This is a genomic window from Mesorhizobium sp. CNPSo 4661 (assembly GCF_057784215.1).
In genome coordinates this window covers 293,950-317,801 of record NZ_JBWGIO010000005.1, presented here as the reverse complement: position 1 = coordinate 317,801, position 23,852 = coordinate 293,950, and the positions used below count along the sequence as shown (strand labels likewise).

At 64.2% G+C, this 23,852-nt stretch carries 27 protein-coding genes; 14 read left to right on the top strand and 13 right to left on the bottom strand.

Annotated elements, in window-relative coordinates:
- Position 1: 1 nt before the first annotated feature.
- The 3 genes from AC0YKC_RS10075 to AC0YKC_RS10065 all read right to left on the bottom strand — a co-directional run bounded on the left by AC0YKC_RS10075 (position 2) and on the right by AC0YKC_RS10065 (position 1,632).
- Complete coding sequence (locus AC0YKC_RS10075) at positions 2 to 265, bottom strand: hypothetical protein (protein WP_434724165.1); 264 nt, start codon at positions 263 to 265, stop codon at positions 2 to 4.
- A gap of 38 nt (positions 266 to 303) precedes the next feature.
- Complete coding sequence (locus tag AC0YKC_RS10070; protein WP_027167440.1) at positions 304 to 861, bottom strand: HNH endonuclease; 558 nt, start codon at positions 859 to 861, stop codon at positions 304 to 306.
- 111 nt (positions 862 to 972) lie between these two features.
- Positions 973 to 1,632, bottom strand: a complete 660-nt coding sequence (locus AC0YKC_RS10065; protein WP_488510959.1) for a DNA-3-methyladenine glycosylase family protein — start codon at positions 1,630 to 1,632, stop codon at positions 973 to 975.
- Between the two features lie 80 nt (positions 1,633 to 1,712).
- Here AC0YKC_RS10065 and gluQRS point away from each other — a divergent pair, with 80 nt between their 5' ends.
- Positions 1,713 to 2,582, top strand: coding sequence for a tRNA glutamyl-Q(34) synthetase GluQRS (gene gluQRS, locus AC0YKC_RS10060; protein WP_488510958.1), 870 nt, complete (start codon positions 1,713 to 1,715; stop codon positions 2,580 to 2,582).
- Here the strand turns inward: gluQRS and AC0YKC_RS10055 are convergent.
- Positions 2,577 to 2,870, bottom strand: coding sequence for a hypothetical protein (locus tag AC0YKC_RS10055; RefSeq protein WP_320296724.1), 294 nt, complete (start codon positions 2,868 to 2,870; stop codon positions 2,577 to 2,579). The genes gluQRS and AC0YKC_RS10055 overlap by 6 nt on opposite strands.
- 154 nt (positions 2,871 to 3,024) lie before the next feature.
- Between AC0YKC_RS10055 and AC0YKC_RS10050 the strand changes: the two genes are divergently transcribed.
- The gene (locus tag AC0YKC_RS10050; protein WP_488510957.1) at positions 3,025 to 3,924 is read left to right on the top strand and encodes a DMT family transporter; all 900 of its coding nucleotides are present in this window, start codon (positions 3,025 to 3,027) and stop codon (positions 3,922 to 3,924) included.
- 92 nt (positions 3,925 to 4,016) lie between these two features.
- On the opposite strand, the gene AC0YKC_RS10045 is transcribed toward AC0YKC_RS10050, so the two are convergent.
- Positions 4,017 to 4,868: a YihY/virulence factor BrkB family protein gene (locus AC0YKC_RS10045; protein WP_320296722.1), complete on the bottom strand. Its 852-nt coding sequence runs from the start codon at positions 4,866 to 4,868 to the stop codon at positions 4,017 to 4,019.
- Positions 4,869 to 4,926: 58 nt separating this feature from the next.
- Between AC0YKC_RS10045 and AC0YKC_RS10040 the strand changes: the two genes are divergently transcribed.
- The 7 genes from AC0YKC_RS10040 to AC0YKC_RS10010 all read left to right on the top strand — a co-directional run bounded on the left by AC0YKC_RS10040 (position 4,927) and on the right by AC0YKC_RS10010 (position 10,381).
- Positions 4,927 to 5,793 carry an SDR family oxidoreductase gene (locus tag AC0YKC_RS10040; protein ID WP_488510956.1) on the top strand — a complete coding sequence of 289 codons (867 nt, stop codon included), beginning with the start codon at positions 4,927 to 4,929 and terminating at the stop codon, positions 5,791 to 5,793.
- 25 nt (positions 5,794 to 5,818) lie between these two features.
- Positions 5,819 to 6,010, top strand: coding sequence for a twin transmembrane helix small protein (locus AC0YKC_RS10035; RefSeq protein ID WP_320296720.1), 192 nt, complete (start codon positions 5,819 to 5,821; stop codon positions 6,008 to 6,010).
- Between the two features lie 19 nt (positions 6,011 to 6,029).
- A complete protein-coding gene (locus AC0YKC_RS10030) occupies positions 6,030 to 6,611 on the top strand; it encodes a cob(I)yrinic acid a,c-diamide adenosyltransferase (RefSeq protein ID WP_488510955.1) in 582 nt (193 codons plus the stop codon).
- Between the two features lie 21 nt (positions 6,612 to 6,632).
- Positions 6,633 to 7,436 (top strand): rhomboid family intramembrane serine protease, encoded by an 804-nt coding sequence (locus AC0YKC_RS10025; RefSeq protein WP_320296718.1) that lies wholly within the window; start codon positions 6,633 to 6,635, stop codon positions 7,434 to 7,436.
- A 162-nt stretch (positions 7,437 to 7,598) separates the two neighbouring features.
- Positions 7,599 to 8,348 carry an electron transfer flavoprotein subunit beta/FixA family protein gene (locus AC0YKC_RS10020; RefSeq protein ID WP_224714095.1) on the top strand — a complete coding sequence of 250 codons (750 nt, stop codon included), beginning with the start codon at positions 7,599 to 7,601 and terminating at the stop codon, positions 8,346 to 8,348.
- Between the two features lie 23 nt (positions 8,349 to 8,371).
- Positions 8,372 to 9,301: an electron transfer flavoprotein subunit alpha/FixB family protein gene (locus AC0YKC_RS10015; protein ID WP_488510954.1), complete on the top strand. Its 930-nt coding sequence runs from the start codon at positions 8,372 to 8,374 to the stop codon at positions 9,299 to 9,301.
- A 201-nt stretch (positions 9,302 to 9,502) separates the two neighbouring features.
- Positions 9,503 to 10,381 carry a 3-hydroxybutyryl-CoA dehydrogenase gene (locus tag AC0YKC_RS10010; protein WP_488510953.1) on the top strand — a complete coding sequence of 293 codons (879 nt, stop codon included), beginning with the start codon at positions 9,503 to 9,505 and terminating at the stop codon, positions 10,379 to 10,381.
- A gap of 30 nt (positions 10,382 to 10,411) precedes the next feature.
- Here AC0YKC_RS10010 and AC0YKC_RS10005 read toward each other — a convergent pair whose 3' ends face one another.
- The 3 genes from AC0YKC_RS10005 to AC0YKC_RS09995 all read right to left on the bottom strand — a co-directional run bounded on the left by AC0YKC_RS10005 (position 10,412) and on the right by AC0YKC_RS09995 (position 13,721).
- Positions 10,412 to 12,316 carry a PAS domain S-box protein gene (locus AC0YKC_RS10005; protein ID WP_488510952.1) on the bottom strand — a complete coding sequence of 635 codons (1,905 nt, stop codon included), beginning with the start codon at positions 12,314 to 12,316 and terminating at the stop codon, positions 10,412 to 10,414.
- A gap of 228 nt (positions 12,317 to 12,544) precedes the next feature.
- On the bottom strand, positions 12,545 to 13,183 hold the full coding sequence (locus tag AC0YKC_RS10000) for an NrsF family protein (RefSeq protein ID WP_320296713.1): 639 nt from the start codon (positions 13,181 to 13,183) through the stop codon (positions 12,545 to 12,547).
- Position 13,184: 1 nt separating this feature from the next.
- Positions 13,185 to 13,721, bottom strand: coding sequence for a sigma-70 family RNA polymerase sigma factor (locus AC0YKC_RS09995; protein WP_320296712.1), 537 nt, complete (start codon positions 13,719 to 13,721; stop codon positions 13,185 to 13,187).
- A 205-nt stretch (positions 13,722 to 13,926) separates the two neighbouring features.
- Here AC0YKC_RS09995 and AC0YKC_RS09990 point away from each other — a divergent pair, with 205 nt between their 5' ends.
- From AC0YKC_RS09990 to AC0YKC_RS09970, 5 genes are all read left to right on the top strand, one after another.
- Entirely contained in the window at positions 13,927 to 14,931 is a 1,005-nt protein-coding gene (locus AC0YKC_RS09990; protein WP_488510951.1) for an iron ABC transporter substrate-binding protein, read from the top strand.
- A gap of 176 nt (positions 14,932 to 15,107) precedes the next feature.
- Positions 15,108 to 16,682: an ABC transporter permease gene (locus tag AC0YKC_RS09985; RefSeq protein WP_488510974.1), complete on the top strand. Its 1,575-nt coding sequence runs from the start codon at positions 15,108 to 15,110 to the stop codon at positions 16,680 to 16,682.
- Positions 16,679 to 17,761 carry an ABC transporter ATP-binding protein gene (locus tag AC0YKC_RS09980; RefSeq protein WP_320296710.1) on the top strand — a complete coding sequence of 361 codons (1,083 nt, stop codon included), beginning with the start codon at positions 16,679 to 16,681 and terminating at the stop codon, positions 17,759 to 17,761. The genes AC0YKC_RS09985 and AC0YKC_RS09980 overlap by 4 nt, the downstream gene beginning before the upstream one ends.
- 181 nt (positions 17,762 to 17,942) lie before the next feature.
- Complete coding sequence (locus AC0YKC_RS09975; protein ID WP_320296709.1) at positions 17,943 to 18,218, top strand: AbrB/MazE/SpoVT family DNA-binding domain-containing protein; 276 nt, start codon at positions 17,943 to 17,945, stop codon at positions 18,216 to 18,218.
- Positions 18,215 to 18,613 (top strand): type II toxin-antitoxin system VapC family toxin, encoded by a 399-nt coding sequence (locus AC0YKC_RS09970; RefSeq protein WP_320296708.1) that lies wholly within the window; start codon positions 18,215 to 18,217, stop codon positions 18,611 to 18,613. The genes AC0YKC_RS09975 and AC0YKC_RS09970 overlap by 4 nt, the downstream gene beginning before the upstream one ends.
- A 1-nt stretch (position 18,614) precedes the next feature.
- On the opposite strand, the gene AC0YKC_RS09965 is transcribed toward AC0YKC_RS09970, so the two are convergent.
- The 5 genes from AC0YKC_RS09965 to AC0YKC_RS09945 form a co-directional block, all read right to left on the bottom strand.
- Positions 18,615 to 19,412 (bottom strand): phosphodiesterase, encoded by a 798-nt coding sequence (locus AC0YKC_RS09965; RefSeq protein WP_488510950.1) that lies wholly within the window; start codon positions 19,410 to 19,412, stop codon positions 18,615 to 18,617.
- A gap of 22 nt (positions 19,413 to 19,434) precedes the next feature.
- A complete protein-coding gene (gene ugpC / locus AC0YKC_RS09960) occupies positions 19,435 to 20,544 on the bottom strand; it encodes a sn-glycerol-3-phosphate ABC transporter ATP-binding protein UgpC (protein WP_488510949.1) in 1,110 nt (369 codons plus the stop codon).
- Between the two features lie 9 nt (positions 20,545 to 20,553).
- Complete coding sequence (locus AC0YKC_RS09955; protein WP_320296705.1) at positions 20,554 to 21,468, bottom strand: ABC transporter permease subunit; 915 nt, start codon at positions 21,466 to 21,468, stop codon at positions 20,554 to 20,556.
- Between the two features lie 8 nt (positions 21,469 to 21,476).
- The gene (locus tag AC0YKC_RS09950; RefSeq protein WP_488510948.1) at positions 21,477 to 22,361 is read right to left on the bottom strand and encodes an ABC transporter permease subunit; all 885 of its coding nucleotides are present in this window, start codon (positions 22,359 to 22,361) and stop codon (positions 21,477 to 21,479) included.
- 105 nt (positions 22,362 to 22,466) lie between these two features.
- Positions 22,467 to 23,819 carry an extracellular solute-binding protein gene (locus AC0YKC_RS09945; RefSeq protein WP_488510947.1) on the bottom strand — a complete coding sequence of 451 codons (1,353 nt, stop codon included), beginning with the start codon at positions 23,817 to 23,819 and terminating at the stop codon, positions 22,467 to 22,469.
- Positions 23,820 to 23,852: the final 33 nt, after the last annotated feature.

The window sequence follows — 23,852 nt, the reverse complement described above, 5'->3', positions numbered from 1 at the left end:
TTCAGGCTTGCTCGACACTGAGAATGCGCATCTCTCCGTGCTCACCGAGATACGCGGCGAGACAGTCCCAGAACTCGTCGAGAAGCGCCCTTCCATCGACGTCAAAGTCGTTGCGCGCAACGAGTAGGAGTTTTCCATCGTCGTAGGCACAGCTTGGCTCCTTGTGCCAAGTCCTATGGATGCGAAACTCTTGCTCGATGTCGATGGCCGCCTGCGGACCCAAATGAGGCGGCACATCGAGGCACTCGATTGTTGTCCTGTACATGGGTGACAGCCAACCAGCCCCAATCGTTGAAAGCGGCCCTATGGCTCCAACTCGACATCCCAGTAGAGATAATCCATCCAGCTTTCATGCAGATGGTTGGGCGGGAACAGGCGGCCATTGTTGTGCAGGTCGTGCACCGTCGGCTGGTAGGGTTTTTGCAGCGGCCACATCTTGGCCTGCGCCGGCATCATGCCGCCTTTCCTGAGATTGCAGGGCGAGCAGGCGGCGACGACATTTTCCCACGTCGTCGCCCCGCCGCGATGGCGCGGGATGACATGGTCGAACGTCAGATCCTCCGGCGTGCCGCAATACTGGCACTGGAAGCGGTCGCGCAGGAAAACGTTGAAGCGGGTGAAGGCGGGATGCCGCGACGGCTTCACATAGGCTTTCAGGCTCACCACGCTCGGCAGCTTCATGGAGAAGGTCGGCGAGGAGACGGCGTGCTCGTATTCGGCGACGATGTTGACCCGGTCGAGGAAGACAGCCTTGATGGCGTCCTGCCACGACCAGAGCGACAGGGGGTAATAGCTGAGCGGACGGTAGTCCGCGTTCAGCACCAGCGCGGGAAGCCCATCCGGAGATACGGCGACCGTCACGTCCTTTGCCTCCTTCGTTCCAGAACCGAACGGCGCGGATACTGTAAGCCTGACATGACAGGGATGTGAAGCGGATTGTCTCTCGCTGAAGCCGCTAAAAACGCATGATTTTCATGCTTTTTTGGCCATTTCGACAGGTGGCGTCGCATCCCTGCCCTTCAGTTCCCGATAGTAGGCCCAAAAAAGCCGCGACGCGACACCCCGATACGGGCTCCATGATTCGGCCAGTTGGATAAGCATTTTCTCCGGCGGACGCGGGTCGATGCCGAGCGCATGGCCGACCGCCGTCTGCAGCGCGACGTCTCGCGCGGGGAACACATCGGGATGGCCGGCGGCAAACAGCAGGTAGCATTCGGCGGTCCACGGGCCGATGCCGGGCACCGACGTCATCGCCGCGATCGCCTCGCCTGCATCCAGCGTGCACAGGTGGTCGAGATCGAGCCCGCCGGCCACGGCCTGCGCGACCGCGAGCAGCCCGCGCTGCTTAGGCCGCGACAGCCCGGCGTCACGAAAAATGTCCTCGCCGGCGGCAAGGATACCCTGCGGCGTGAGCGGGTCGACCAGCTTGACCAGCCGGCCGAAGATGGCGTCGGCGCTTGCGCGAGACACTTGCTGCGAAACGATGATCGAGGCGAGGCTTTGAAACCCCGGCTCCGACAGCCGAAGCGGCACTTCGCCCGCTTTGCCGCGCACGGTCTCCAGCCGCGGGTCGATCCGGCAGAGCGCGTCGAGCCCTGCCGCAATGTCGTCAAGCGAGGCGATGCGTTGCACGTTGCTTGTTCCCAGGGCGACAAATGATGGCTAACTATCAACCGGCGGAAGCACCTGACAACCTGAATGCCGCCTGAAAGATGACGCTCCTGACATTCCGCTTCGCGCCGAGCCCCAATGGCGAACTGCATCTCGGCCACGCCTATTCGGCCCTGCTCAACCAGCAGATGGCGGCGCAGGCCGGCGGACGCTTGCTGCTGCGCATCGAGGATATCGACGTCACTCGCTGCACACCGCAATTCGAGGCCGGCATTTTTCGCGACCTCGAATGGCTGGGATTGAGCTGGGAACGGCCGGTGCGCCGCCAGTCCGAGCATTTTGCCGAATACCGGGAAGTGCTCGACCGGTTGATCGCCGAGGAGCTCGTCTATCCCGCTTTCATGAGCCGCGGCGAGATTCGCGCCTTCATCGCCGAGACCGGCGGCCGCGACTGGCCGCGCGATCCGGACGGCGTGCCGCACTACCCGCCGCTCGACAAGGCCTTGCCGGCCCGGGAGCGCAAGCGACGCATTGCCGAGAACATGCCTTTTGCCTGGCGCCTCGACGTCGAAGCGGCGATGGCGCGTGTCTCAAGCGCCCTGTCATGGACTGAATTCACCGACGAGACGATGTCGGCGACGCGAGCGATCGAAGCGCGGCCGCAGGTCTGGGGCGACGTCATCATCGCCCGCCGCGACATCCCGACCAGCTACCATCTCGCCGTCGTTCTCGACGACGCGCTGCAAGGCGTCAGCCATGTCGTGCGCGGCCAGGACCTCTATTCGGCGACCGGGGTGCAGCGCCTGCTGCAGGACCTGCTCGGCCTGCCGCAGCCACGCTATTTCCACCACCGCCTGATCCTTGGCCCGGACGGCAGGAAACTGTCCAAGAGCTTCAAGGACACCGGTCTTGCGGCGCTCCGAGAGACAGGCGTGTCGCCGCAAGGCATCAGGCAGTTGTCCGGATTATGATCCGAGCCGCGCCAGACCGGCCTTGATCAGCGCCAGCACGCTGATCAAGGCAAAGGCGCCGCCAAGCCCCCAGGCAACGGCGAGCCTGAGATCGCTCAGGCTGATGCCATGCTTATGGGCGACCACCACCGCAACGAAAAAGCCGACGATGAACAGCAGCGTATTGCCGCTCGGACCGAAGGCGCCCTCCTTCATGATCGCATCGAGCAAAGTGCCGAAGAAGAATCCGAAGGCGGCGATGATCGCGAAGGCGAACAGAAGCCAGGTCGTGTCGAGATGCAAAAACATGCCTCACCATGGCGCGCCCGCGCGCCATGCCCCTCTTGGCACGGTTTGTTGAATTCGACTTAGCTTATGGATCAACCGTTTCGTTTTGCTTGCGGGATTGAACGGCTTTAGAGCAATTGCCGTCATCAACCGTTCATCCTGGCAGCCTCCCCCAATGCAGAGCATCAAGCGGTTCATTCCCGCCTCCTTCGTCGTTCTGTGGGCGACCGGCTTCATCGGCGCGCGCTACGCCATGCCCTGGGCGGAACCCTTTACCTTCCTTGCCATCCGCTTCGTGATAGCGGCGATCCTGTTTGCAGGGCTGACCGTTCTGCTCGGCTCGCGCAAGGCGACGCGCGAAGAAGCGCTGCACGCAACGGTGGCCGGCGTCCTCATGCACGGCGTCTATCTCGGCGCCGTCTTCTGGGCGATCCACAGGGGCATGCCCGCCGGTCTATCGGCGCTGATCGTCGGCCTGCAGCCGCTGATCACCGCCGTGCTCGCCGGAAAGTTCCTCGGCGAAGCGATCCTGCCGCGCCATTGGGCCGGCCTTGCGGTCGGGCTGCTTGGCGTCGTCATCGTGCTCTGGCCAAAGCTCGGCGCACTCGGCGGTGGCGTCACGCCGGCGACGCTGACGGCTTCGCTCGTCTCCGTGCTCGGCATGAGCGCAGGCACCATCTGGCAGAAGCGCTATGCCTCCGGCGGCGATCTGGTGTCGGCGACGATGTGGCAGTATGTCGGCGGCTCCGCCGTGATGATCCTCGGCTCGCTCGCCCTCGAGACGCGCACCGTTACCGTTAATGGCGAGCTGATCTTCGCCATGGCCTGGCTGGTCCTGGTGCTGTCGGTCGGCGCCATATTCCTGTTGATGGTGATGATCAGGGACGGCGAGATGTCGAAGGTCGCCTCGCTGTTCTACCTCGTGCCGGTCGTGACGGCGGTCATCGCCTGGCTGCTTTTCAACGAGCAGCTCGACCTGCTGCAGATCGCCGGTATGGCGATCGCCACGCTCGGCGTCGCCCTCGCGACGGCGCGGCAGGCCAAAGGAAGGGGAACTGAGGAATTGAAGAACTGAGGAATTGAAGAAAAAGCACGGAGCCAAGTGCCGGCCCCTTTTCCCCAGTTCCTCAATTCTTCAATTCCTCATTTCCTCTGCCCGGCGCCAACTCAGCCGACGCGCGCCCGCGCTTCCAGATACCGGCTGATCGCGGCGTTGAGCTCGCCGCCGAGGATGAAGATCGCCGAGATGATGTAGAGGAACACCACCGCGATCATGATTGAGGCGAGTCCCGCATAGGTCGTCACGTAGGACGAGAAATGGTCGAGATAGGTGGCGAAGATGGTCGAGCCAGCGAGCCAGGCGACCAGCGTGAAGACGATGCCCGGGATGATCGAGACAAAGCGGCGCTTGCCGGCCGGCAGCCAGATATGCACGGAGAACAGCCCGATGACGATGACGGTCGAGGCGACGACGTAGCGCCACAGCGTGATGGTGCCCATATAGGGCTTGATCCATTCGAGATGCGCCTCTGCCAGCCTGGCCAGCAGCGGGGCGAACACCAGGAGCACGCTGACGGCCAGGAAGCAGGCCGTGGCGATCAGCACGAAAATGATGCTTTGCACCCTGCGATAGATGATGCCGCGTGTTTCGATGACACGATAGGCCCGGTTGAGCGAGGTGCGCAGCGCCTCGATGCCGTTCGATGCGAAGTAGGCGGCAAGCACGACGCCGTAGGTCAAAAGATCGCTTCGTCGAACGGTGAGCACGTTCTGCACCTCGCGCGCGATCGGCTTGGCGATCTGCTCCGGCCAAGTGTCGAAGACGAGATGCACAGCCGTATCCGAGAACGCCTGCGCGCCGAGAAAGCTTGCCAGCGTCGTGGCGAAGATCAGGAACGGAAACAGCGCCATCAGCGAGGTGATGGCGAGATGGCTGGCCATCGCCCAGCCGTCATCATTGGTGAAATGGCCGATCGCATCGTAGAGCACGCGTTTGACGGCGACGATATTCCTGAGCAAGGACCCGCGCTCCGCTCGATTGTGTCGACGTCGCGAATATGGGAAGTGATTGCGGCAAATGGCAACCCCGGTTCAGACAACGTCCACCGTCGCGAAACAGTTGCGCACCGTCATCGTCACCGGGGCCTCGTCCGGCATCGGCGCCTATTGCGCGCGGGCGCTGAGGGCGGAAGGCTGGCGGGTCTTCGCCACGGCGCGCAAGCCGGCCGACATCGCAGCCCTCGAGGCCGACGGCTTGGAGGCCTTTTATCTCGACTATCGTGAGCCCGAATCCATCGCGGCATTGGTCGAGGCGGTGCTTGAACGCACCGGTGGCACGCTTGATGCGCTGTTCAACAATGGCGCCTACGCCCAGCCCGGCGCCGTCGAGGACCTGCCGGTCGCCGCACTTCGCGAACAGTTCGAGGCCAATGTCTTCGGCTGGCACGATCTCACCCGGCGCGTCGTGCCGGTCATGCGCCGCCAGGGGCACGGCCGCCTCGTCCACTGCTCCTCGATCCTCGGCCTGGCTCCGGTTCGTTTCAGGGGCGCATATTCGGCCTCCAAGCACGCCATCGAAGGCCTGATGCTGTGCATGCGCCAGGAGCTCGAAGGCAGCGGCATCCACCTTTCGCTCATTGAACCCGGACCGGTGATATCGAAGATCGCCAGCAATGGCCTGCCCTGGTTCCTGAAAAACATCGATGTCGAAAATTCCGTCCACCGCGCCGACTATCAGGCGCAGCTCGCAAGGCTTCAGGCAGGCGGCAGCGTGTCGAAGCTGAAGCCGGGACCGGAGATCGTGCACAGGGCGCTCCGCCACGCGCTTCTGTCACAGCGCCCGCGCCCGCACTATGTGGTAACGGTGCCGGCTAAGATCGGCGCGGTGCTGAAACGCGTCCTGCCGGCGTCCTTGCTCTACCGCGTGCTCGCCAGGCGCGCCTGACCGAACCCGAACCGGAGCCAGCCAGATGCTCATCGCCTTGAAGATCCTCGCTGTCATCGCCATGGCCGCCGTGGTGATCGTGCTGGTCCGCGGCCTGATCAACATGATGCGCGGCGGCTCGGGCATGACCTCGAACAAGCTGATGCAGGCGCGCATCATGCTGCAGGCCGTGGCCTTGGGGCTGCTGTTGCTGGTGGTCTATTTCACGCGCAAATAGGGCGGTTCAGGGGGATCGCGTGGTCAAGCTCAACAAGATCTACACCCGCACCGGCGACGACGGCACGACAGGGCTGGGCACCGGCGAGCGGCGGCTGAAATCCGACCTGCGCGTCGATGCCTACGGCACCGTCGACGAGGCCAATGCCTGCATCGGCATGGCCCGCATCCATACCGGCAGCGAGCATCCGGCGATCGACGCCATGCTGTCGCGCATCCAGAACGATCTGTTCGATCTGGGAGCCGACCTCGCCGTGCCGGACGACGGCAAGCCGCTGGAATACGAGCCGCTGCGCATCGTCGCTGCCCAGACCAGCCGCGTCGAACAGGACATCGATCTCATCAACAAGGAGCTGCAGCCGCTGAAATCCTTCGTGCTGAACGGCGGCACGCCGGCAGCGGCCGCGCTCCATCTGGCCCGCACCGTGGCGCGCCGCGCCGAGCGCCTCATGGTGGCGCTGGCACAGGATCCGGCCGAGCAGGTCAACCGCGAGGCGCTCAAATACATCAACCGTGTCTCGGACTTTCTGTTCGTCGCCGCCCGCGCGGTCAATGACAATGGAAAGGCCGACGTGCTATGGGTGCCCGGCAAGAACCGCTGAATCTAGGGGCGGGAGGGTCCGATGTTCATCCCGCTTTACGACACCAACAGGCTGCGCCACATCCGCCTGCAATATGTGACGATCGGCCTGATCGTGGCGAATGTGCTGGTCTATCTGGCGACCACGATCGGCGGTGAAAACTTCAACAATGCCGCGGTTCTCGGCCTCGGCTTCATCCCGTCGGTGGTTCACGACAAGGTCGAGCTGTCGCCCGAATTCGTCATCATCCCCGAAAGCCTCAGCTATCTCACCTACTCGTTCCTGCATGCCGATATCTTCCATCTCGGCGGCAACATGCTGTTCCTCTGGGTGTTCGGCGACAACGTCGAGGATGCGCTCGGCCACATACGCTATCTGATCTTCTATCTCGCCTGCGCCGTCGCCGGTGCCTTCTTCCAGGGGCTGGTGGCCTGGGATTCGGAAACGCCGCTGATCGGCGCCTCGGGCGCCATCGCCGGCGTCGTCGCCGCCTATCTGATCCTCTACCCCCGGGTGAAAGTCTGGGTGTTGGCCTTTGCCCGCATTCCGTTGCGTATCCCGGCCTTCATCCCGCTGATCCTGTGGATCCTGTTCCAGGTCGTGATGTTTGCCGCGGGCGGCGAGGACCAGATCTCCTGGGCCTGCCATATCGGCGGCATCATTGCCGGATCGATCCTGGTTCTGGTGCTGCGCAGCCGGGGCGTACCGCTGCTGGCCGGCGCCGACGGCGAGCCGGTCCCGACGCCCAACGTCCAGCAGCCGCCTGTTCCCGTCGAACCGGCCGCTGGCGATCCGACGCAGCCGGCGTCGCAATGGGGCCGTGGAGCAGCAACGCCCCGCGACTGAACCGATTTGGGTGTGTCGTGGGATATTGACGCGCCGATTTGCCGCCACTACGGAAACGGCACCGCTGGGCGGATATTCCGCCCGTAATGTCGGCTTTCGACAACTCTGACAGGGCGCACGCTGGTATAGCGCCCCGACTATCTCAGGAGAGGTGACAGGAAAATGAAGATCCTTGTGCCCGTGAAGCGGGTTGTGGATGCCAACGTCAAGGTCCGGGTGAAGGCCGACGGACTGGGCGTCGAGCTCGCCAACGTCAAGATGGCGATGAACCCGTTCGACGAGATCGCGGTAGAGGAAGCGATCCGCATCAAGGAAGCCGGCAAGGCGGAAGAGATCATCGTCGTTTCGGTCGGCCCGCAGCAGGCGCAGGAGACGCTGCGCACCGCCCTCGCCATGGGCGCCGACCGCGCCATCCTGGTCAAGACCGACGAGCAGACCGAGCCGCTGGGCGTCGCCAAGGTGCTGAAGGGCGTGGTCGAGGCGGAGAAGCCCGGCCTCGTCATCCTCGGCAAGCAGGCGATCGACGACGATTCGAACCAGACCGGCCAGATGCTGGCGGCACTGCTCGGCTGGGCCCAGGGCACCTTCGCTTCCAAGATTGAGCTCGCGGGCGATAAGGCCAAGGTGACGCGCGAAGTCGACGGCGGCCTGCAGACGGTCGAGCTGAAGATGCCGGCGATCGTCACCGCCGACCTGCGCCTCAACCAGCCGCGCTATGCCTCGCTGCCCAACATCATGAAGGCCAAGAAGAAGCCGCTCGACGAGAAGAGCCCGGCAGACTACGGCGCCGACGTCAAGCCGCGCCTCAAGGTGATCAAGACCGAGGAGCCGGGCGGCCGCAAGGCGGGCGTCAAGGTCAAGAGCGTCGCCGAGCTGGTCGAGAAGCTCAAGAACGAAGCCGGCGTCCTCTAAGCGGTCAGGAAAGGAACAGGAAAATGGCAATTCTCCTCATCGCCGAACACGACAATGCAAGTCTTTCCGACCAGACCGCCAAGGCGCTGTCGGCCGCGCTGCAGATCGGCGCGGACGTCGACGTGCTGGTGGCCGGCAAGGGCGCCAACGGCGCTGCCGACGCCGCCGCCAAGCTGAAGGGCGTGCGCAAGGTGCTGCTGGCCGAAGCCGACGAGCTTGCCGAGCGTCTCGCCGAGCCGACGGCGGCTCTCGTGGTGTCGCTTGCCGGCGGCTACGACACGATCATCGCGCCGGCCACCTCGTCGGGCAAGAATGTCGCGCCGCGCGTGGCGGCACTCCTCGACGTCGCCCAGGTGTCCGAGATCATCGAGGTCGTCTCGCCGGATACCTTCAAGCGGCCGATCTATGCCGGCAACGCCATCCAGACCGTGCAGTCGACCGACGCCAAGAAAGTCGTCACCGTGCGCACCGCTTCCTTCTCGGCGGCGCCGGAAGGCGGCTCGGCCTCGGTCGAAACGGCCAATGCCGCCGCCAATCCGGGCCTCTCCTCCTTCGTCGAGAACAAGCTTTCCGAGAACGATCGTCCCGAGCTGACCTCGGCCAAGATCATCATCTCGGGCGGCCGCGCGCTCGGCTCCTCGGAGAAGTTCCAGGAAGTCATCCTGCCGGTCGCCGACAAGCTCGGCGCCGCGGTCGGCGCCTCTCGCGCAGCGGTCGACGCCGGCTACGCGCCGAACGACTGGCAGGTCGGCCAGACCGGCAAGGTGGTCGCGCCCGACCTCTACATCGCCGTCGGCATCTCCGGCGCCATCCAGCACCTGGCCGGCATGAAGGATTCGAAGGTCATCGTCGCCATCAACAAGGACGAGGAAGCCCCGATCTTCCAGGTTGCCGACTACGGCCTGGTCGGCGATCTCTTCGTCATCCTGCCGGAACTGCAAAAGGCGCTTTGACGCCGCCAGTCCTGGCATATTAAAATCCGAAGGGTGGGGTAGACGAAGTCGCCCCGCCCTTTTAGTTTGCACTGCACAAAAAGCGGGCCATCAAGGCCCGGAGCTAATCCGGCGGTTTTGCGCCCGGATTGCGGGAAATAAACAAATAGGAGCGTTTCCGCGCTTCAAAGAAGCGGAAATGCTCCGGACGGGATCGGGGTAATGAGCAAGATCGAGACGATCGGCATTGTCGGCGCGGGTCAGATGGGTGGCGGTATCGCCCATGTCTCGGCGCTGGGTGGCTACAAGGTGCTGATCCACGACGTGTCGCCCGACCGCATCGAGAAGGGCATCGCCACCATCAGCGGCAACATGGCCCGCCAGGTCGGCTCCGGCAAGCTCGAGGAAAAGGCTCGCAACGAAGCAATGGCGCGCATCTCCGCCGCACCGGCCATGGCCGACCTTGCGGCCGCCGACCTGGTGATCGAGGCGGCGACAGAGGACGAGACGGTCAAGCGCAAGATCTACGCGCAGCTCTGCCCGCAGCTCAATCCGGAAGCGATCCTGGCGACCAACACCTCGTCGATCTCGATCACCCGGCTAGCCGCCCAGACCGATCGTCCCGAACGCTTCATCGGCATTCATTTCATGAACCCGGTGCCGGTGATGAAGCTGGTCGAGTTGGTGCGCGGCATCGCCACCGAGGACCACACCTTCGAGGCCGCCAAGACCTATGTGAAGCACCTCGACAAGACGATCACCGTTTCCGAGGATTTCCCGGCCTTCATCGTCAACCGTATCCTGTTGCCGATGATCAACGAGGCGATCTACACGCTTTATGAAGGCGTCGGCACGGTCGATGCCATCGACACCGCCATGCGGCTCGGCGCCAACCATCCGATGGGACCGCTGCAGCTTGCCGACTTCATCGGCCTCGACACCTGCCTGTCGATCATGCAGGTGCTGCATGAGGGCCTGTCGGATTCGAAATACCGCCCCTGCCCGCTCCTGGTGAAATATGTCGAGGCCGGCTGGCTCGGCCGCAAGACCGGCCGCGGCTTCTACGACTATCGCGGCGACCATCCGGTGCCGACGCGCTGATCTTGCCCGGCTGAAGGCTTTCGGCGCGGCTCAGGACGCCGCGGCGAGCGGCAGAGGCGGCACTTCTTTCGAGATTTCGTCGGACGAAGCCTCGTCGGGCGCGGCGGAAACGCAGCCGCGGCCGGCCGCTTTGGCGGCATAGCAGGCGGCGTCGGCGCGGGCGATGATCTCGTCCACTTCGCCGCAACCGGCGCGGATCGGCGCGAGCCCGATGCTGGCGCCGATCGAATGCGAGCGCCCGTCCCAGCTGAAATTGAGGTTGCGGATGGCGTCGATGACCGAGCGCGCCGCGATCGGCCCGCGCGCCGCGGCGCCCGATTTGAGGATGACGGCGAACTCGTCGCCGCCGAGCCGCGCGACGATGTCTTCCGGGCCGAGCACGTTGCGCAAGGTATCGGCCACGCTCTTGAGCAGCGCATCGCCCGCGGCATGGCCGCCGGTGTCGTTGACCGCCTTGAAGTGATCGAGGTCGACGAACATGAACTGATGCTCGCCGCCATTGCGGCGGCACTGGTCGACCAGCTCCTCCATGGTGCGGATGAAGCTCGAGCGGTTGGCGAGCCCGGTCAGCGCGTCATGGGTGGCGGCGTAGGCCAATTGGCGCTGCAGGGCGCGCGCGTCGGTGAAATCCTGGAAGACGATGACGAGACCGCAGAACTCCTCGCGGTCGTTCATGATCGGCGACACCACCTGGCGGATGCTGCAGCGCGTGTCGTCGCGCCGCACAAGAACCGCGCGTGTGTTCTGGTCGCAGTGCGGGCGTTCGCTCGCCGAAGGACGCGTCAGGCCGATCCTCTGCCCGCTTTCCTCGTCGACGGCCCAATAGACATGGCCGAGCACCTTGCCCATGGCCTCGCCGACCTCGACCCCGGTGAGTTTTTCGGCGACCGGGTTCATGAAGGTGACGCGGTTGGCGGCATCGGTGCAGATCACCGCGTCGCCGATCGACTGCAACGTTACCCTGAGACGCTCTTTCTCGTCGGCCAGCATTGCCGCCGAAACCATCAGCCGCGCTTCGGCCTCCTTGCGCTCGGTGATATCGGTCAGGCTGCCGATGGCCCGGACCAGACGGCCCTGGCCGTCGCGCTCGATCGCCTTGCCGCGGTCGAGGATCCAGACCCAGTGGCCGTCCTTGTGCCGCATCCGGAACTCCGCCTCGAAGAAGGCCGTCTCGCCGGCAAGATGCGCGCGATCCGCCTCGGCGACGCGTTCGCGATCGTCGGGATGGATCATCGCCAGCCAGCGGTCGGGATCGCCGTCGAGCTCGCCGTCGGCATAGCCCAACATCTTCACCCAGGTTTCGGAATAGGTCGTGCCACCGTTGCGCATGTCGAGGCTCCAGATGCCTTGTCCGGCACTGGTGAGCGCGAAATTCCATCGGGTCTCGGCCTCGGCGATGCGCGCCTCGGCCTGCTTGCGCGCATCGATGTCCTCGATCTGCGATACCAGGTAAAGCGGCTTGCCGGTGTCCTCGTCGCGGATGACCGAGCCGGCAAGCTGCGCCCAGACCGGGGTCCCGTCTTTCCTGAGGTAGCGCTTTTCGAAATGGTAGGAGCTGATCCGGCCTTCCCGCACATTCATCATCGTCTCGCGACCGATCGAAAGATCGTCCGGATGCGTGATCTGCGGAAAGGACAGCGCCTCGATCTCCCCGCGGCTGTAGCCCAGCATCGCGGCGAAGGCTGGATTGGCCTGCTTGATGCGCCCGTCGAGACCGACGATGGCGACGCCGATCGCCGAATCCTCCATGGCGCGGCGGAAGCGCTGCTCGCTCTCGGCGATCTGACGGCGGTCATCGACGATGCGGTGAATGAACAGCGCCGACAAAAACAGCGTCGCGGCGGTGATGGCGACGGATATCTGCAGGCAGAGCCTCAGCGCGTCGGCGCCCAATTCAAGGCGCGGCAGCAGGATCGACGCGGCGGTGACAACCATGCCGACCGCCAGCAGACCTTGCGCAGCGTGCCCGTCGGCACGGAGCCCTTTCCAGTTCAACCACGCCACAATGCGACCCACCCAATACGCACGTTGCCACAACCCTGGCGGATCGGTTTTAAGGAATGGTTGCGTGGACGGCGGCGATCCCTCCGCTAACCGGCAAACAATTGCCGGCATGATTAAGGTACCGTTTCCAAACCGTACCAAAGGATCGGTGCGCGTCGGCTACCAGCGCACGAAAAGCCGCCCGCCGATGGCCCCGAGCAGCGTGAGGAAGGCGATCGCGATCGTATACCAGGTGGCGACGAAGAGCGGCGAATCGTCGAAGCAATGCGCGGCATAGAAGGTTGCCGCGAGCCCGCCTGCAAGCAGGCCGGCGACCGCCCCCGCAAGCACCGGCCGGGTCGGCGCGCCATAGCGCAGCATGCCGAGGAAGATCGCCAGCGGACCGATGCCGATCAGCGGGATGAAGGTCATGCAGATCATCATGTTCGAGCCGACGAGCCGCTTGCCCCAATCAGCCTGGGGCACGACAAACAGCTCAAGGACCACCGCCAGCACGACCAAGAGCGGCGCGGCAATCATCCAGGCCATCGCCCGCCTGGTCGAAGCACCCGGCATCGACAGCGCGCGGATCAGCGCGAAGGCGCTGACGGCGAGCACCAGCGTGAACACGAATTTGGACATGAAGCGCATCGTGTGCATGGCCGGCATGATGTCGGGACGCGGCCCGATGGTCGCAAAGAAGACCGCCGCCGCGATCGTCACGGCCACGCCGACCGCCAGCCACCAGGCCTTGCCCATCGGCATCGCCTTGTCGCGGGCATCGGCGTCGAGCGCCTTGATGAGATCCTCGGTCCTCATGTCACTGTCGTCCAAATCTTTTGGCGATCGCGGCGAGGCCGCGATGCAGCGACACCCGCACCGCCGTCTCGCTGATGCCGAGCTTGGCCGCCGTCTCGCCGATCGACTGCCCATCGACCGAGATCGAGGAGACCACCGAGCGCTGCGCCGCCGGCAACCCGTCGAGCGCCCGGTTGATGTCGCGCTCGCTGACCGTTTCCGTCTCCGGCTCGGCGAAGGTTTCGGCGATCTCGTCGATCTCGACCTCGATGCGCCGCCCGCGCCGGCGGAACGCGTCGATCAGCTTGAAGCGGGCGATCGCATAGACCCAGGGCAACACCGGCGCATCCGACCGCCAGGTGTGGCGTTTGACATGAATGGCCAGCAAGGTTTCCTGCACGACATCCTCGGGGTCGACTCCGCCCTGAACGATCTTGCGCCGGACAAAGCCGCGAACGAGGGCGGCGATCCGGTGCAGAAAGTCGGCATAAGCCCTTTCATCTCCCGCGATCGCGGCCCTGAGCAGCCGGGAAAGCTCGGCCTCGTCCTTGCCGGTCACAAGAGTTTACCCCCGATGTTCGCGTCTCGGCCCTGGTTTGTTACGTGGCCGACGAAATAATGTCCAAGCCAAACTACCGCAAAATCACGAAAGTTTGCGGCACGGCGACCGATTGAAGCAGGGTCACAATGTTGACTACAATAATCAGGTATTGATAGGTGCAGCCGTGCCCGAAACCCTGTCTCCAGATTTGAGGACGATGCCCATGAAGATTGCCCTTTCCACGCTCGCCGGCGCCGCGCTGGCGCTCGGCCTGATTTCCGCCCCGGCCATGGCCGAGGATCAAGGCATCATCGTCTACAATGCCCAGCATGAGAGCCTCGCCAAGGAATGGGCCGCGGGCTTCACCAAGGAAACCGGCATCAAGGTCACGCTGCGCAACGGCGGCGACAGCGATTTCTCCAACCAGATCGTCGCAGAGGGCGCGGCCTCGCCGGCCGATGTGTTCCTGACCGAGAACTCGCCGGCCATGGCGCTGGTCGAGGCGGCCGGCCTGTTCGCGCCGGTCGACGCCGATACGCTGGCCCAGGTTCCGCAGGAATACCAGCCGTCGAGCGGCAAGTGGGTCGGCGTCGCCGCCCGCAGCACCGTTTTTGCCTACAACAAGGACAAGCTCAAGGAAGACCAACTGCCGAAGTCGCTGCTCGATCTTGCCGCTCCGAGCTGGAAGGGCCGCTGGGCCGCCTCGCCGTCCGGCGCCGATTTCCAGGCGATCGTCAGCGCGCTCCTTCAGATCAAGGGCGAAGCCGCCACCGCCGACTGGCTGAAGGCGATGAAGGCGAACTTCACCGCCTATAAGGGCAACTCGACGGTTATGAAGGCGGTCAATGCCGGCGAGATCGAAGGTGGCGTGATCTACCACTATTACTATATCGGCGATCAGGCCAAGACCGGCGAGAACAGCAAGAATGTCGGCCTGCACTATTTCAAGAACCAGGATCCGGGCGCGTTCGTCTCGGTGTCGGGCGGCGGCGTGCTGGCTTCCAGCAAGCATCCGAAGGAAGCCCAGGCGTTCCTGAAGTGGGTGACCGGCAAGGGCGGCCAGGCCGTGCTGAAGACCGGTACCTCGTATGAATATGCCGTCGGCAAGGGCGACGAATCCAACCCCAAGCTCGTGCCGTTGGCCGACCTGCAGGCGCCGAAAGTCGATCCGGCGACGCTGAATTCCAAGAAGGTCATCGACCTGATGACGCAAGCCGGCTTGCTTTAGTTCACGTTCGTCCTAAAAGGGCGAACGACCGTGCTCCCGCGGCAATTCGCCATCCGCGGGAGCGTTTTTGTTTGGAGATCGCTGCGTCGAATGACGATCGGCTGCGCCTCGAGCCGCTTACGCGGCTTATCAGATCGCTTCCGCCATACGGCGCCGGCGACATGGTGGCGCGCCTGATGCAGTCGGCGATCGACATGATGCCGGCAAAACTGCCTGCAGCCGGGATGAAGAGGCGCCGGTCCACCTCTTGGATCACGCTCGCCGCCGCCCTGATCGCTCTTATCGCGCTGCTGCCGCTCGCCTTCATCGTCTGGGTCGCGATCCAGACCGGCTGGGACACCGTGGTGGCGCTGATCTTGCGGCCGCGCGTCGGCGAATTGCTGGTCAACACCGTGCTCCTCGTCGCCGTCACCGTGCCGATCGCCATCGTGCTCTCGGTGGCGCTGGCCTGGCTGACCGAACGCAGCGACCTGCCGGGCAACCGCTGGTGGTCTTGGCTTTCGGTCGCGCCGCTCGCCATCCCTGCTTTCGTTCACAGCTATGCTTGGATCAGCTTCGTTCCGGGCCTGCACGGGCTGTGGGCCGGCGTGCTGGTCTCCGTCATCGCCTATTTCCCGTTCCTCTATCTGCCGATCGCCGCCGCGCTGCGTCGGCTCGATCCGGCGCTGGAGGATGCGGCCGCGGCGCTTGGTCTTGATCCGTGGCGGGTTTTCGCGCGGGTCGTGCTGCCGCAGCTCAGGCTCGCCGTCTGCGGCGGCTCGCTGCTGGTCGGCCTGCATCTTCTGGCCGAATACGGCCTCTATGTCTTCATCCGCTTCGACACCTTCACCACCGCGATCGTCGACCAGTTCCAGTCGACCTTCAACGGCCCGGCCGCCAACATGCTGGCCGCCGTGCTGGTGGTCTGCTGCCTTTTCCTGCTCGCCCTCGAGGTGATGGTCCGTGGCGAGGAACGCTATGCGCGTGTCGGTTCCGGCGCCGCACGCCAGCAGCAGCGCGCTCGCCTCGGCCGCGCCACCTTGCTCTGCCTGCTTTTGCCGGCGGGCGTCGCGCTGCTGTCGCTCGGCGTGCCCTTCGTCACGGTCGGCCGCTGGCTGCTCGCCGGCGGCACCGATGTCTGGCGTTGGGACGAGATCGGCCTGGCGCTCGGCCAGACGCTGTTCCTCGCCATTGCCGGCGCGGTGCTTGCAACGCTGGCCGCCATGCCGATGGCCTGGATCTCGATCCGCGCGCCGGGGCCGCTGCAGCGCCTGCTCGAGAGCTGCAACTATATCGTCGGCGCGTTGCCGGGCGTGGTCATCGCGCTGGCGCTGGTGACGATCACCGTGCGCGTCGCGCTGCCGCTCTATCAGACGCTGTTCACCATCCTGTTCGGTTACGCGCTGATGTTCCTGCCACGGGCGCTGATCAGCCTGCGCGCCTCGATCGCACAGGCGCCGGTGGAGCTGGAACGCGCCGCTTCCAGCCTCGGCCGGTCGCCGGTCAAGGCGCTGTGGTCGACGACCATCCGCCTGTCGGCGCCGGGCGCGGCGGCCGGCATGGCGATGGTGGCGCTCGGCATCACCAACGAGCTCACCGCCACCCAGATGCTGGCGCCCAACGGCACCCGCACCCTGGCGATGGCCTTCTGGTCCTACAGCGGCGAGATCGACTACGCCTCAGCCGCCCCTTACGCGCTGATCATGGTGGCGATGTCGTTGCCGATGACCTGGTGGCTCTACGTCCAATCGAAGCGGATGGCTGGACGATGAGCTTTCTCGAACTCAGCGGCGTCGCGAAAAACTATGGCCCGGTGGCGGCGCTCGCCGGCGTCGACCTTAAGGTGGAAAGCGGCAGCCGCACCGCGATCGTCGGACCGTCCGGCTGCGGCAAGACCACCTTGCTCCGGCTGATCGCCGGCTTCGAGGCGCCGGACCGCGGCCGTATCGCGCTCGACGGCAAGGTGCTCGCCAATGGTGGCGCGGCCGTGCCGGCGCATCGCCGCGGCATCGGCGTGGTGGCACAGGACGGCGCCCTGTTCCCGCATCTCAGCATCGCCGACAATATCGGTTTCGGCATGGCCCGCAGCGAGGACAAGCGCATGGAGCGCATCGTCGAGCTCGCCTACATCGTCGGGCTGGACAAGGCGATCCTGAAGCGGCGGCCGCACGAGCTTTCCGGCGGCCAGCAGCAGCGCGTGGCGCTTGCCCGCGCCATGGCGATGAAGCCCAGGCTGATGCTGCTCGACGAACCTTTCTCGGCGCTCGACACCGGGCTTCGCGCCTCGATGCGCAAGGCGGTGGCCGAGCTTCTGGAAGAAGCGGGCATCACCACCATACTGGTCACGCACGACCAGGCCGAGGCGCTGTCCTTCGCCAGCCAGGTGGCGGTGATGCGCGAAGGCCTGTTCTCGCAGGTCGGCACGCCGCGCGAGCTCTATTTCCAGCCCAGGGACAGGATGGTCGCCGAGTTCCTCGGCGACGCCATCATCGTGCCGGCCAGGATCGCGGACGGCTTTGCCGTATCGCGGCTCGGCCGCATCGCGGTCGACACCAAGGAACGGCGCGATGTTGCGCGCATCATGCTGCGGCCCGAGCAGGTCCTGCTCAAGCGGACCTCGCGCGAAGGCATGTCCGGCACGCCGGACATGCTGTTCGGCGAAGTGACGGACTGCGAGTTCGCGGGCTCGGTCTGCACCGTCGCCGTGCGGCTGCTCAACAGCCCGGATCCGCCCGATGCCGCCGCCATCGGCAACACGCCGCTCGTCCTGCGCAGGACAGGCATGGACGCGCCTGCTGTCGGCGAGATCGTGCGCCTCACCGTCACCGGCAAGGCGCATGTGTTTGCTTGATCTCCGTCTTGAGAATAATGCAATTATGCATTATTCTTAGCGCTAGAGCAATTCCTGGAAAAGTGTGAGCGGTTAAGTTCGGCGTCTTCGCCGTAACCTTCCGTCAGGAATTGCGTCAAAACAGGAGATAGAGTGGTTCGCCGTTTCCGTGAAACGGTGAACCGCTCTAGCAGGCCACATCATGACGACATTGACGGTTACAGCACGAGGCCAGGTCACATTCCGGAAGGACGTGCTCAAGCACCTCGGCATCCAGCCCGGCGACAAGATCAGGCTTGATCTTCTACCCGGTGGGCGAGCGGAGCTGAAAGCTGACCAGGGCAAGGGCTCCTGGCAAGAGCTGAGCGGAATGCTCAAGGGCAAAACGAACGGCGCACGGCTTTCGATCGAGGAGATCAACGATGCGATCGCCGACGCCGGCGCTTTGGGCGGGATGCGCGGTATCGAGCGCAAGTGAAGATCAGCCTCGACACCAACGTGCTGTTGCGCCTTGTCGTCGGGGATGACCCAACGCAGCAACAGAAAGCAGCCCAGGCCTTGGAGGGGGCCGAATTGGTCGCGATCAGCGTTCAAGCGCTCTGCGAGTTTGTTTGGGTGCTGGATAGAAGTTACCGGGTTGCACGGCCTGATATATCCGCCTCGATCCGCCGCATCCTCGACATGCGCAACGTCGTGGCCAACCGCCCAACGATCGAAGCGGGCCTGGCCGTGCTCGACGCCGGTGGAGATTTCGCCGATGGCGTGATCGCGTTCGACGGTCAGTGGCTCGGTGGCGAAACCTTCGTGTCTTTCGATAGGAAAGCGATCAAGCTGGTCGAAGGACAGGGAACGCCCACACTGTTGCTTGAGTGATCTACCGCACCCGCTGCCCCGTCGCCGGCGACCACAACGGCCATTGCTCCAGGAAATCGTGGCTGTGGATGACGACGCGAGTGCCGTCGATCAGGATGATCGAATAGGCGGGCGGCGCCTGCTCGACCACCTCATCGCCGACCAGGTCGAGCATGAAGCGGGCATGCAGGCCGCGCTGCACCGAGAACGGAATGCCGGCGACGGTGCCGGCGATATCGCGGTGGACATGGCCGAAGAAGATGTAGCGGACATTGCCGTGGCGGGTCAGCACATCGAGGAGCCGCTGCGGCTGTTCGAGGCCCAGCGGGTCGAGCAATGTAAGCCCGAGCTCGACCGGCGGATGATGCAGGAAGATATAAGCCGCCTTGCCCGCCGTCTCGCCAAGCCGTGCATCGAGCCAGCCAAGTCGGTTGTCGCACAACTCGCCGGTGACGCGGCCCTCCGCCAGGCTGTCGAGAAAAACCAGGCGCCCTTCCGGCGTGTCGAAAACCGACTGCGCGAAGCCGTTGCCATCGGTTCCATTCTCGGGAAAGGCGGCGATGAGATTGGCGCGCCGGTCGTGGTTTCCGGGCAATAGACGGTAAGGCACGGTGAGCCGGCTCAGCGCCGCCTTCAGGTCGGCATAGCTCTCGGCCTCTCCGTCATCGGTCAGGTCGCCGGTGAAGATGCACAGCGTGGCATCTCCATGCCGCGCATTGATATGATCGATGCATCGATCGAGTCGCTCATTCAGGTTCGCGCCGTAGCGCATCTCGCGCCGACGACCGAGATGGACGTCGGTGACGTGGATGATTTTCATTGCATGAACCCTCAAATCAAATTCACAACGTCGCCGGCGCCGGTTCCGGCACCGAAGCCTTGAACACGTCGAGCCTGCCACCCGTCTCCGAGGAGAAGAAGTGCAGGTCCGATTCGGCGAACTGCAGGCCGACCGTGCTGCCCGGTTCGGGGTGGACGGTCTCCGACGTCACGATGGAGAACGGCGCACCGTCGAGATCGACATAGATGACGCGGCCGGCGCCCAACTCCTCGATGAGGTCGACGCTCGCCGTGAGCGCCCCCGGCGTGCCCGGCGCCACCATGCGTACCGCCTCCGGCCGGACGCCGACCGCGACTTTCGCGCCGACGGGCAGGCCCGTGCGCGACACGTTGAGCTTGCGGCTGTCGCCCAGCAATGACAGGCCGTCGAGCGTGACGGTCCCTTCGAACATGTTCATCGCCGGCGCGCCGACGAAGGTGGCGACGAAGCGGCTTGCCGGCCGGCTGTAGACTTCCGCCGGCGTGCCGACCTGCTCGACGCGGCCGCCATTCATCACCACCAGCCGGTCGGCCAGCGTCATCGCCTCGACCTGGTCATGCGTGACGAAGACCGAAGTGGCGCTGAGGCGCCGGTGCAGCTTGCGGATCTCGGAGCGCATCTGCACCCGCAGCTTGGCGTCAAGATTGGAGAGCGGCTCGTCGAAGAGGAACACCTTCGGCTCGCGGATCATGGCGCGGCCCATGGCGACGCGCTGGCGCTGGCCGCCGGACAGTGCCATCGGCTTGCGGTCGAGCAGGTGCTCCAGCTCCAGGACGCGCGCCACCGCCTGGATGCGCTGGGTGCGCTCGGCCGACGCAACTCCGGCCACCTTCAGCGAATAGCCGATGTTCTGCGCCACGCTCATATGCGGATAGAGCGCGTAGTTCTGGAACACCATGGCGCAACCGCGCTCACGCGGCTCGAGCTTGTTGACCACCGTGCCGTCGATCGCGATCGTGCCGTCGGAAATCTCTTCCAGCCCCGCGATCATCCTGAGCAGCGTGGACTTGCCGCAACCGGACGGACCCAGGATGACGACGAACTCGCCCGAGGCGAAGTCGAGGTCGACGCCGTGCACGACCTGCGTCTTGGCGTAGTTCTTCTTGACGCCGCGAATGGTTATGGAGGCCATTTTTGTCTCCTATTTTTCGGTAGCGATCAGGCCGCGCACGAACCAGCGCTGCATCAGCACCACGACAATCAGCGGCGGCAGCATGATGATCAGCGTGCCGGCCATGGCGATATGCCATTCCGGCGCGCCGCCGACATTCGGGATGAGCTGCTTCAACTCGGTCACCGCCATCGCGTGCGACTGGTCCGTGGTGATAAGCAGCGGCCACAGATACTGGTTCCAGGCCCACAGGAACATGATGGTGCCGAGCGCCGCCATGTTGTTGCGCGACAGTGGCAGAAGGATATCGACGAAGAAGCGCAGCGCGCCGGCGCCGTCCATGCGCGCGGCCTCGGTCAATTCGTCCGGCACGGTCAGGAAGAACTGCCGGTAAAGGAAGGTGCCGGTGGCGGTCGCAATCAACGGCAGGATCAGGCCGCTATAGGAATTGAGCAGTCCCAGGCTGAGCTGGACCTGAACGCCGGACACCTTCTCGATCACCCAGGACAGCCCTGTCAGGTCCATGATCGTCTGATAAGGCTCGAGCACGTTGGCGACCACCGCGTAGGTCGGCACGATGCGCACTTCCAGCGGCAGCATCAGCGTGATGAAGATCAGCCAGAAGATCAGCATGCGGCCGGGGTAGCGGAAATAGACGATCGAGAAGGCGGTCAACGCCGAGATGATCACTTTGCCGGCGGCAACGCCGAACGCCATGATGAAACTGTTCAGCAGCTTCGGGCCGAGATCCGCGGTCGTCCACGCTGTCTTGACGTTGACCCAGAAATCGCTGCCCGGCAGCAGCGACATCGGCACGTCGTTGACGTCCTTCAGATTGTGCGAGGCGGCAATCGCCACAATGACGAACGGCGCCACGCAGAATACAAAGCCGACGAACAGGATGAGATGCGTGAAGAAGTTGAGGATCGGGGTGCGTTCGACCATGGCCCGCCTCAACGATAGTGCACGCGCCGCTCGATGAAGCGGAACTGGACGATGGTGAGAGCGATGATGAGCAGCATCAGGATGATGCTCTGCGCGGCCGCGCCTGAATAATCCAGGCCTTTGAAGCCGTCGGAATAGATCTTGTAGACCATCAGATTGGTGGCGTTGGCCGGCCCGCCGGCGGTCATGATGTCGACGATGCCGAAGGAATCCTGAAAACTCTCGGTGATGTTGATGACCAGCAGGAAGAAGATCGTCGGCGTGATCAGCGGGAACTGGATATCCCAGAAACGCCTGATGACGCCGGAGCCGTCCATCGCCGCCGCCTCGATCAGCGAACGCGGGATCGCCTGGAAGGCGGCTAGGAAGAAGATGAAATTGTAGCCGACATATTTCCAGGAGAAGGCGATGATGACGGAGGCCATCGCGTCGGCGCCGTTGAGACCGGGGTCCCAGAAGCCCGGCCAAACCTTATTGACCACGGCCATGAAGCCGGCTTCCGGCGCCAGGATGAAACGAAAGGCCAGCGCCAAAGCGGGCGCGGCGATGCCGTAGGGCCAGATCAGCACCACGCGATAGAGCCATGAGCCGGCAAGTTGCCGGTCGGTCAGGGCGGCGAGCACCAGCGCGATGACCATCGCAAGGCCCGTGCTGATACCGGCGAAGATCATGCTGGCGGTGATGGAATTCCAGTAGTCGGCGTTGGACAGGATCGAGCGGAAATTGTCGAGCCCGACCCAGATGTTGCCGCCGCCCCAGGGCTGCTGCAGCGTCAGCGACCAGTAGACCGCCTGGCCGGCCGGCCAGTAGAAGAAGGTGAAGATCAGCAACAACTGCGGCACCGCGAACAGGATGCCGATCGTCCATCTGCCGAAAGTGACGCGTTTTTCCATCGATCCGCCGATGCAGTGGAACCATCAGCCCGCCTTCGCGGGACAAACTAGATATGAAATGGCCGCCCGTCGAATCTCGACGGGCGGCCGTTCCGCTAACCGGGATCAGGGCAGGGTCTTACCCGGATAGGTCTGCTGGAAGCGCTCGAGGATCGCGTCGCCATTCTTGACCAGAGTGTCGAGGCCTTCCTGCACGCTGACCTTGTTGGCGAAGATCGCCTGCATCTGCGTGCCGAACTCGGCGCGGATCTGGGTGAAGTTGCCGAGGCGGACGCCGCGAGTGATCTCGGTCGGCTCCGACGCGGTCAGGCTCTCGATCGCGACTTCACGGCCCTTGTAGGGGGCCTTGTCGTAGAAGCCGTTGGACTTCATGAAATCGAAGCCCGACTTCGTCACCGGAATGTAGCCGGTGTTGGTCGACCAGAACAAAGCGGTCTTGGGGTCGTGGATGAAGTTGAGGAAGGCCGCCGCGCCCTTGTATTCGGCGTCCGACTTGCCCGACAGCACCCACAGCGAAGCGCCGCCGACCAGCGAGTTCTTGCGCTCGGTGCCGGCATAGACCGGCAGCTCGGCGACGTCCCAGTTCATGCCTTCCTTCTGGGTGCGGCCGACCGTGCCGTGATCGCCGACCGAGGTCAGGATGAGCTGGCAGGTGCCGGTGGCGAAGGCCTGCACCATATCCTGGCCGAGGTCCTTCGACTTGATCTTGACCAGGCCGGCGTCATACCACTTCTTGAGGTCGGTGACGTACTGGACGAACTTGGTCTTGTTGACTTCCAGACGCGCGTCGAGACCGTCATAGCCGTTGTTCTTGGTGGCGACCGGCTGGTTGTGCAGCGCCGAGAACTGCTCCATCAGCTGCCAGCTTTCATTGGCCGAGATGTTGATCGCCATCGGGCAATCATAGCCTGCGTCCTTCAAAGCCTTGAGGTCGGCGCCGACGTCTTCCCAGGTCTTGGGCGCTTCGGTCTTGCCGATCTTGGCGAAGGCGTCCTTGTTCCAGTACATCAGCGCCGTCGACGAGTTGAACGGGAAGGACAGCATCTCGCCCTTCGAGGTCGCGTAGTAGCGCGCGATGCCGGGGAAATAGTCGCTGTAGTCGATCTTGTAGCCGTTCTCTTCCATCAGCTTGTCGGCGGGCTTGTAGGCGCCCGACAGCATCATGGTGGCGGTGCCGACGTCGTAGACCTGGACGACGGTGGGCTGCTTGCCCGCGCGGAAGGCGGCGATCGTGTTCTGCAGCGTGGCGTCGTAATTGCCCTGGCTGGTGCAGATGACTTCGTAGTCCTTCTGGGAGCCGTTGAAGTTCTTGCACAGCGTATCGACGACGCGGGCGAGATCGCCCGAAAGACCGAACCAGAAGTCGAATTTGACCGGCTCCGCAAAAGCAGGAACCGCAAGCGCGGTGCTGAGCGCGCCGGCGGCAAGGGCAGCGAAGCCCCGCTTGATGATCGTCATGGTTTTTCCCTCTTGAATGGCAGTGTGACAAGG

Coding starts and splice junctions, on each gene's coding strand:
- AC0YKC_RS10025 (WP_320296718.1), top strand. CDS start 6,633: ATGTTCATCCCGCTTTACGACACCAACAGGCTGCGCCACATCCGCCTG.
- AC0YKC_RS10050 (WP_488510957.1), top strand. CDS start 3,025: ATGCAGAGCATCAAGCGGTTCATTCCCGCCTCCTTCGTCGTTCTGTGG.
- AC0YKC_RS10000 (WP_320296713.1), bottom strand. CDS start 13,183: ATGAGGACCGAGGATCTCATCAAGGCGCTCGACGCCGATGCCCGCGAC.
- AC0YKC_RS10055 (WP_320296724.1), bottom strand. CDS start 2,870: ATGTTTTTGCATCTCGACACGACCTGGCTTCTGTTCGCCTTCGCGATC.
- AC0YKC_RS10015 (WP_488510954.1), top strand. CDS start 8,372: ATGGCAATTCTCCTCATCGCCGAACACGACAATGCAAGTCTTTCCGAC.
- AC0YKC_RS09980 (WP_320296710.1), top strand. CDS start 16,679: ATGAGCTTTCTCGAACTCAGCGGCGTCGCGAAAAACTATGGCCCGGTG.
- ugpC (WP_488510949.1), bottom strand. CDS start 20,544: ATGGCCTCCATAACCATTCGCGGCGTCAAGAAGAACTACGCCAAGACG.
- gluQRS (WP_488510958.1), top strand. CDS start 1,713: ATGACGCTCCTGACATTCCGCTTCGCGCCGAGCCCCAATGGCGAACTG.
- AC0YKC_RS09945 (WP_488510947.1), bottom strand. CDS start 23,819: ATGACGATCATCAAGCGGGGCTTCGCTGCCCTTGCCGCCGGCGCGCTC.
- AC0YKC_RS10035 (WP_320296720.1), top strand. CDS start 5,819: ATGCTCATCGCCTTGAAGATCCTCGCTGTCATCGCCATGGCCGCCGTG.
- AC0YKC_RS09990 (WP_488510951.1), top strand. CDS start 13,927: ATGAAGATTGCCCTTTCCACGCTCGCCGGCGCCGCGCTGGCGCTCGGC.
- AC0YKC_RS10005 (WP_488510952.1), bottom strand. CDS start 12,316: ATGGTTGTCACCGCCGCGTCGATCCTGCTGCCGCGCCTTGAATTGGGC.
- AC0YKC_RS10075 (WP_434724165.1), bottom strand. CDS start 265: ATGTACAGGACAACAATCGAGTGCCTCGATGTGCCGCCTCATTTGGGT.
- AC0YKC_RS09950 (WP_488510948.1), bottom strand. CDS start 22,361: ATGGAAAAACGCGTCACTTTCGGCAGATGGACGATCGGCATCCTGTTC.
- AC0YKC_RS09955 (WP_320296705.1), bottom strand. CDS start 21,468: ATGGTCGAACGCACCCCGATCCTCAACTTCTTCACGCATCTCATCCTG.
- AC0YKC_RS09985 (WP_488510974.1), top strand. CDS start 15,108: ATGCAGTCGGCGATCGACATGATGCCGGCAAAACTGCCTGCAGCCGGG.
- AC0YKC_RS10020 (WP_224714095.1), top strand. CDS start 7,599: ATGAAGATCCTTGTGCCCGTGAAGCGGGTTGTGGATGCCAACGTCAAG.
- AC0YKC_RS09965 (WP_488510950.1), bottom strand. CDS start 19,412: ATGAAAATCATCCACGTCACCGACGTCCATCTCGGTCGTCGGCGCGAG.
- AC0YKC_RS10040 (WP_488510956.1), top strand. CDS start 4,927: ATGGCAACCCCGGTTCAGACAACGTCCACCGTCGCGAAACAGTTGCGC.
- AC0YKC_RS09975 (WP_320296709.1), top strand. CDS start 17,943: ATGACGACATTGACGGTTACAGCACGAGGCCAGGTCACATTCCGGAAG.
- AC0YKC_RS10010 (WP_488510953.1), top strand. CDS start 9,503: ATGAGCAAGATCGAGACGATCGGCATTGTCGGCGCGGGTCAGATGGGT.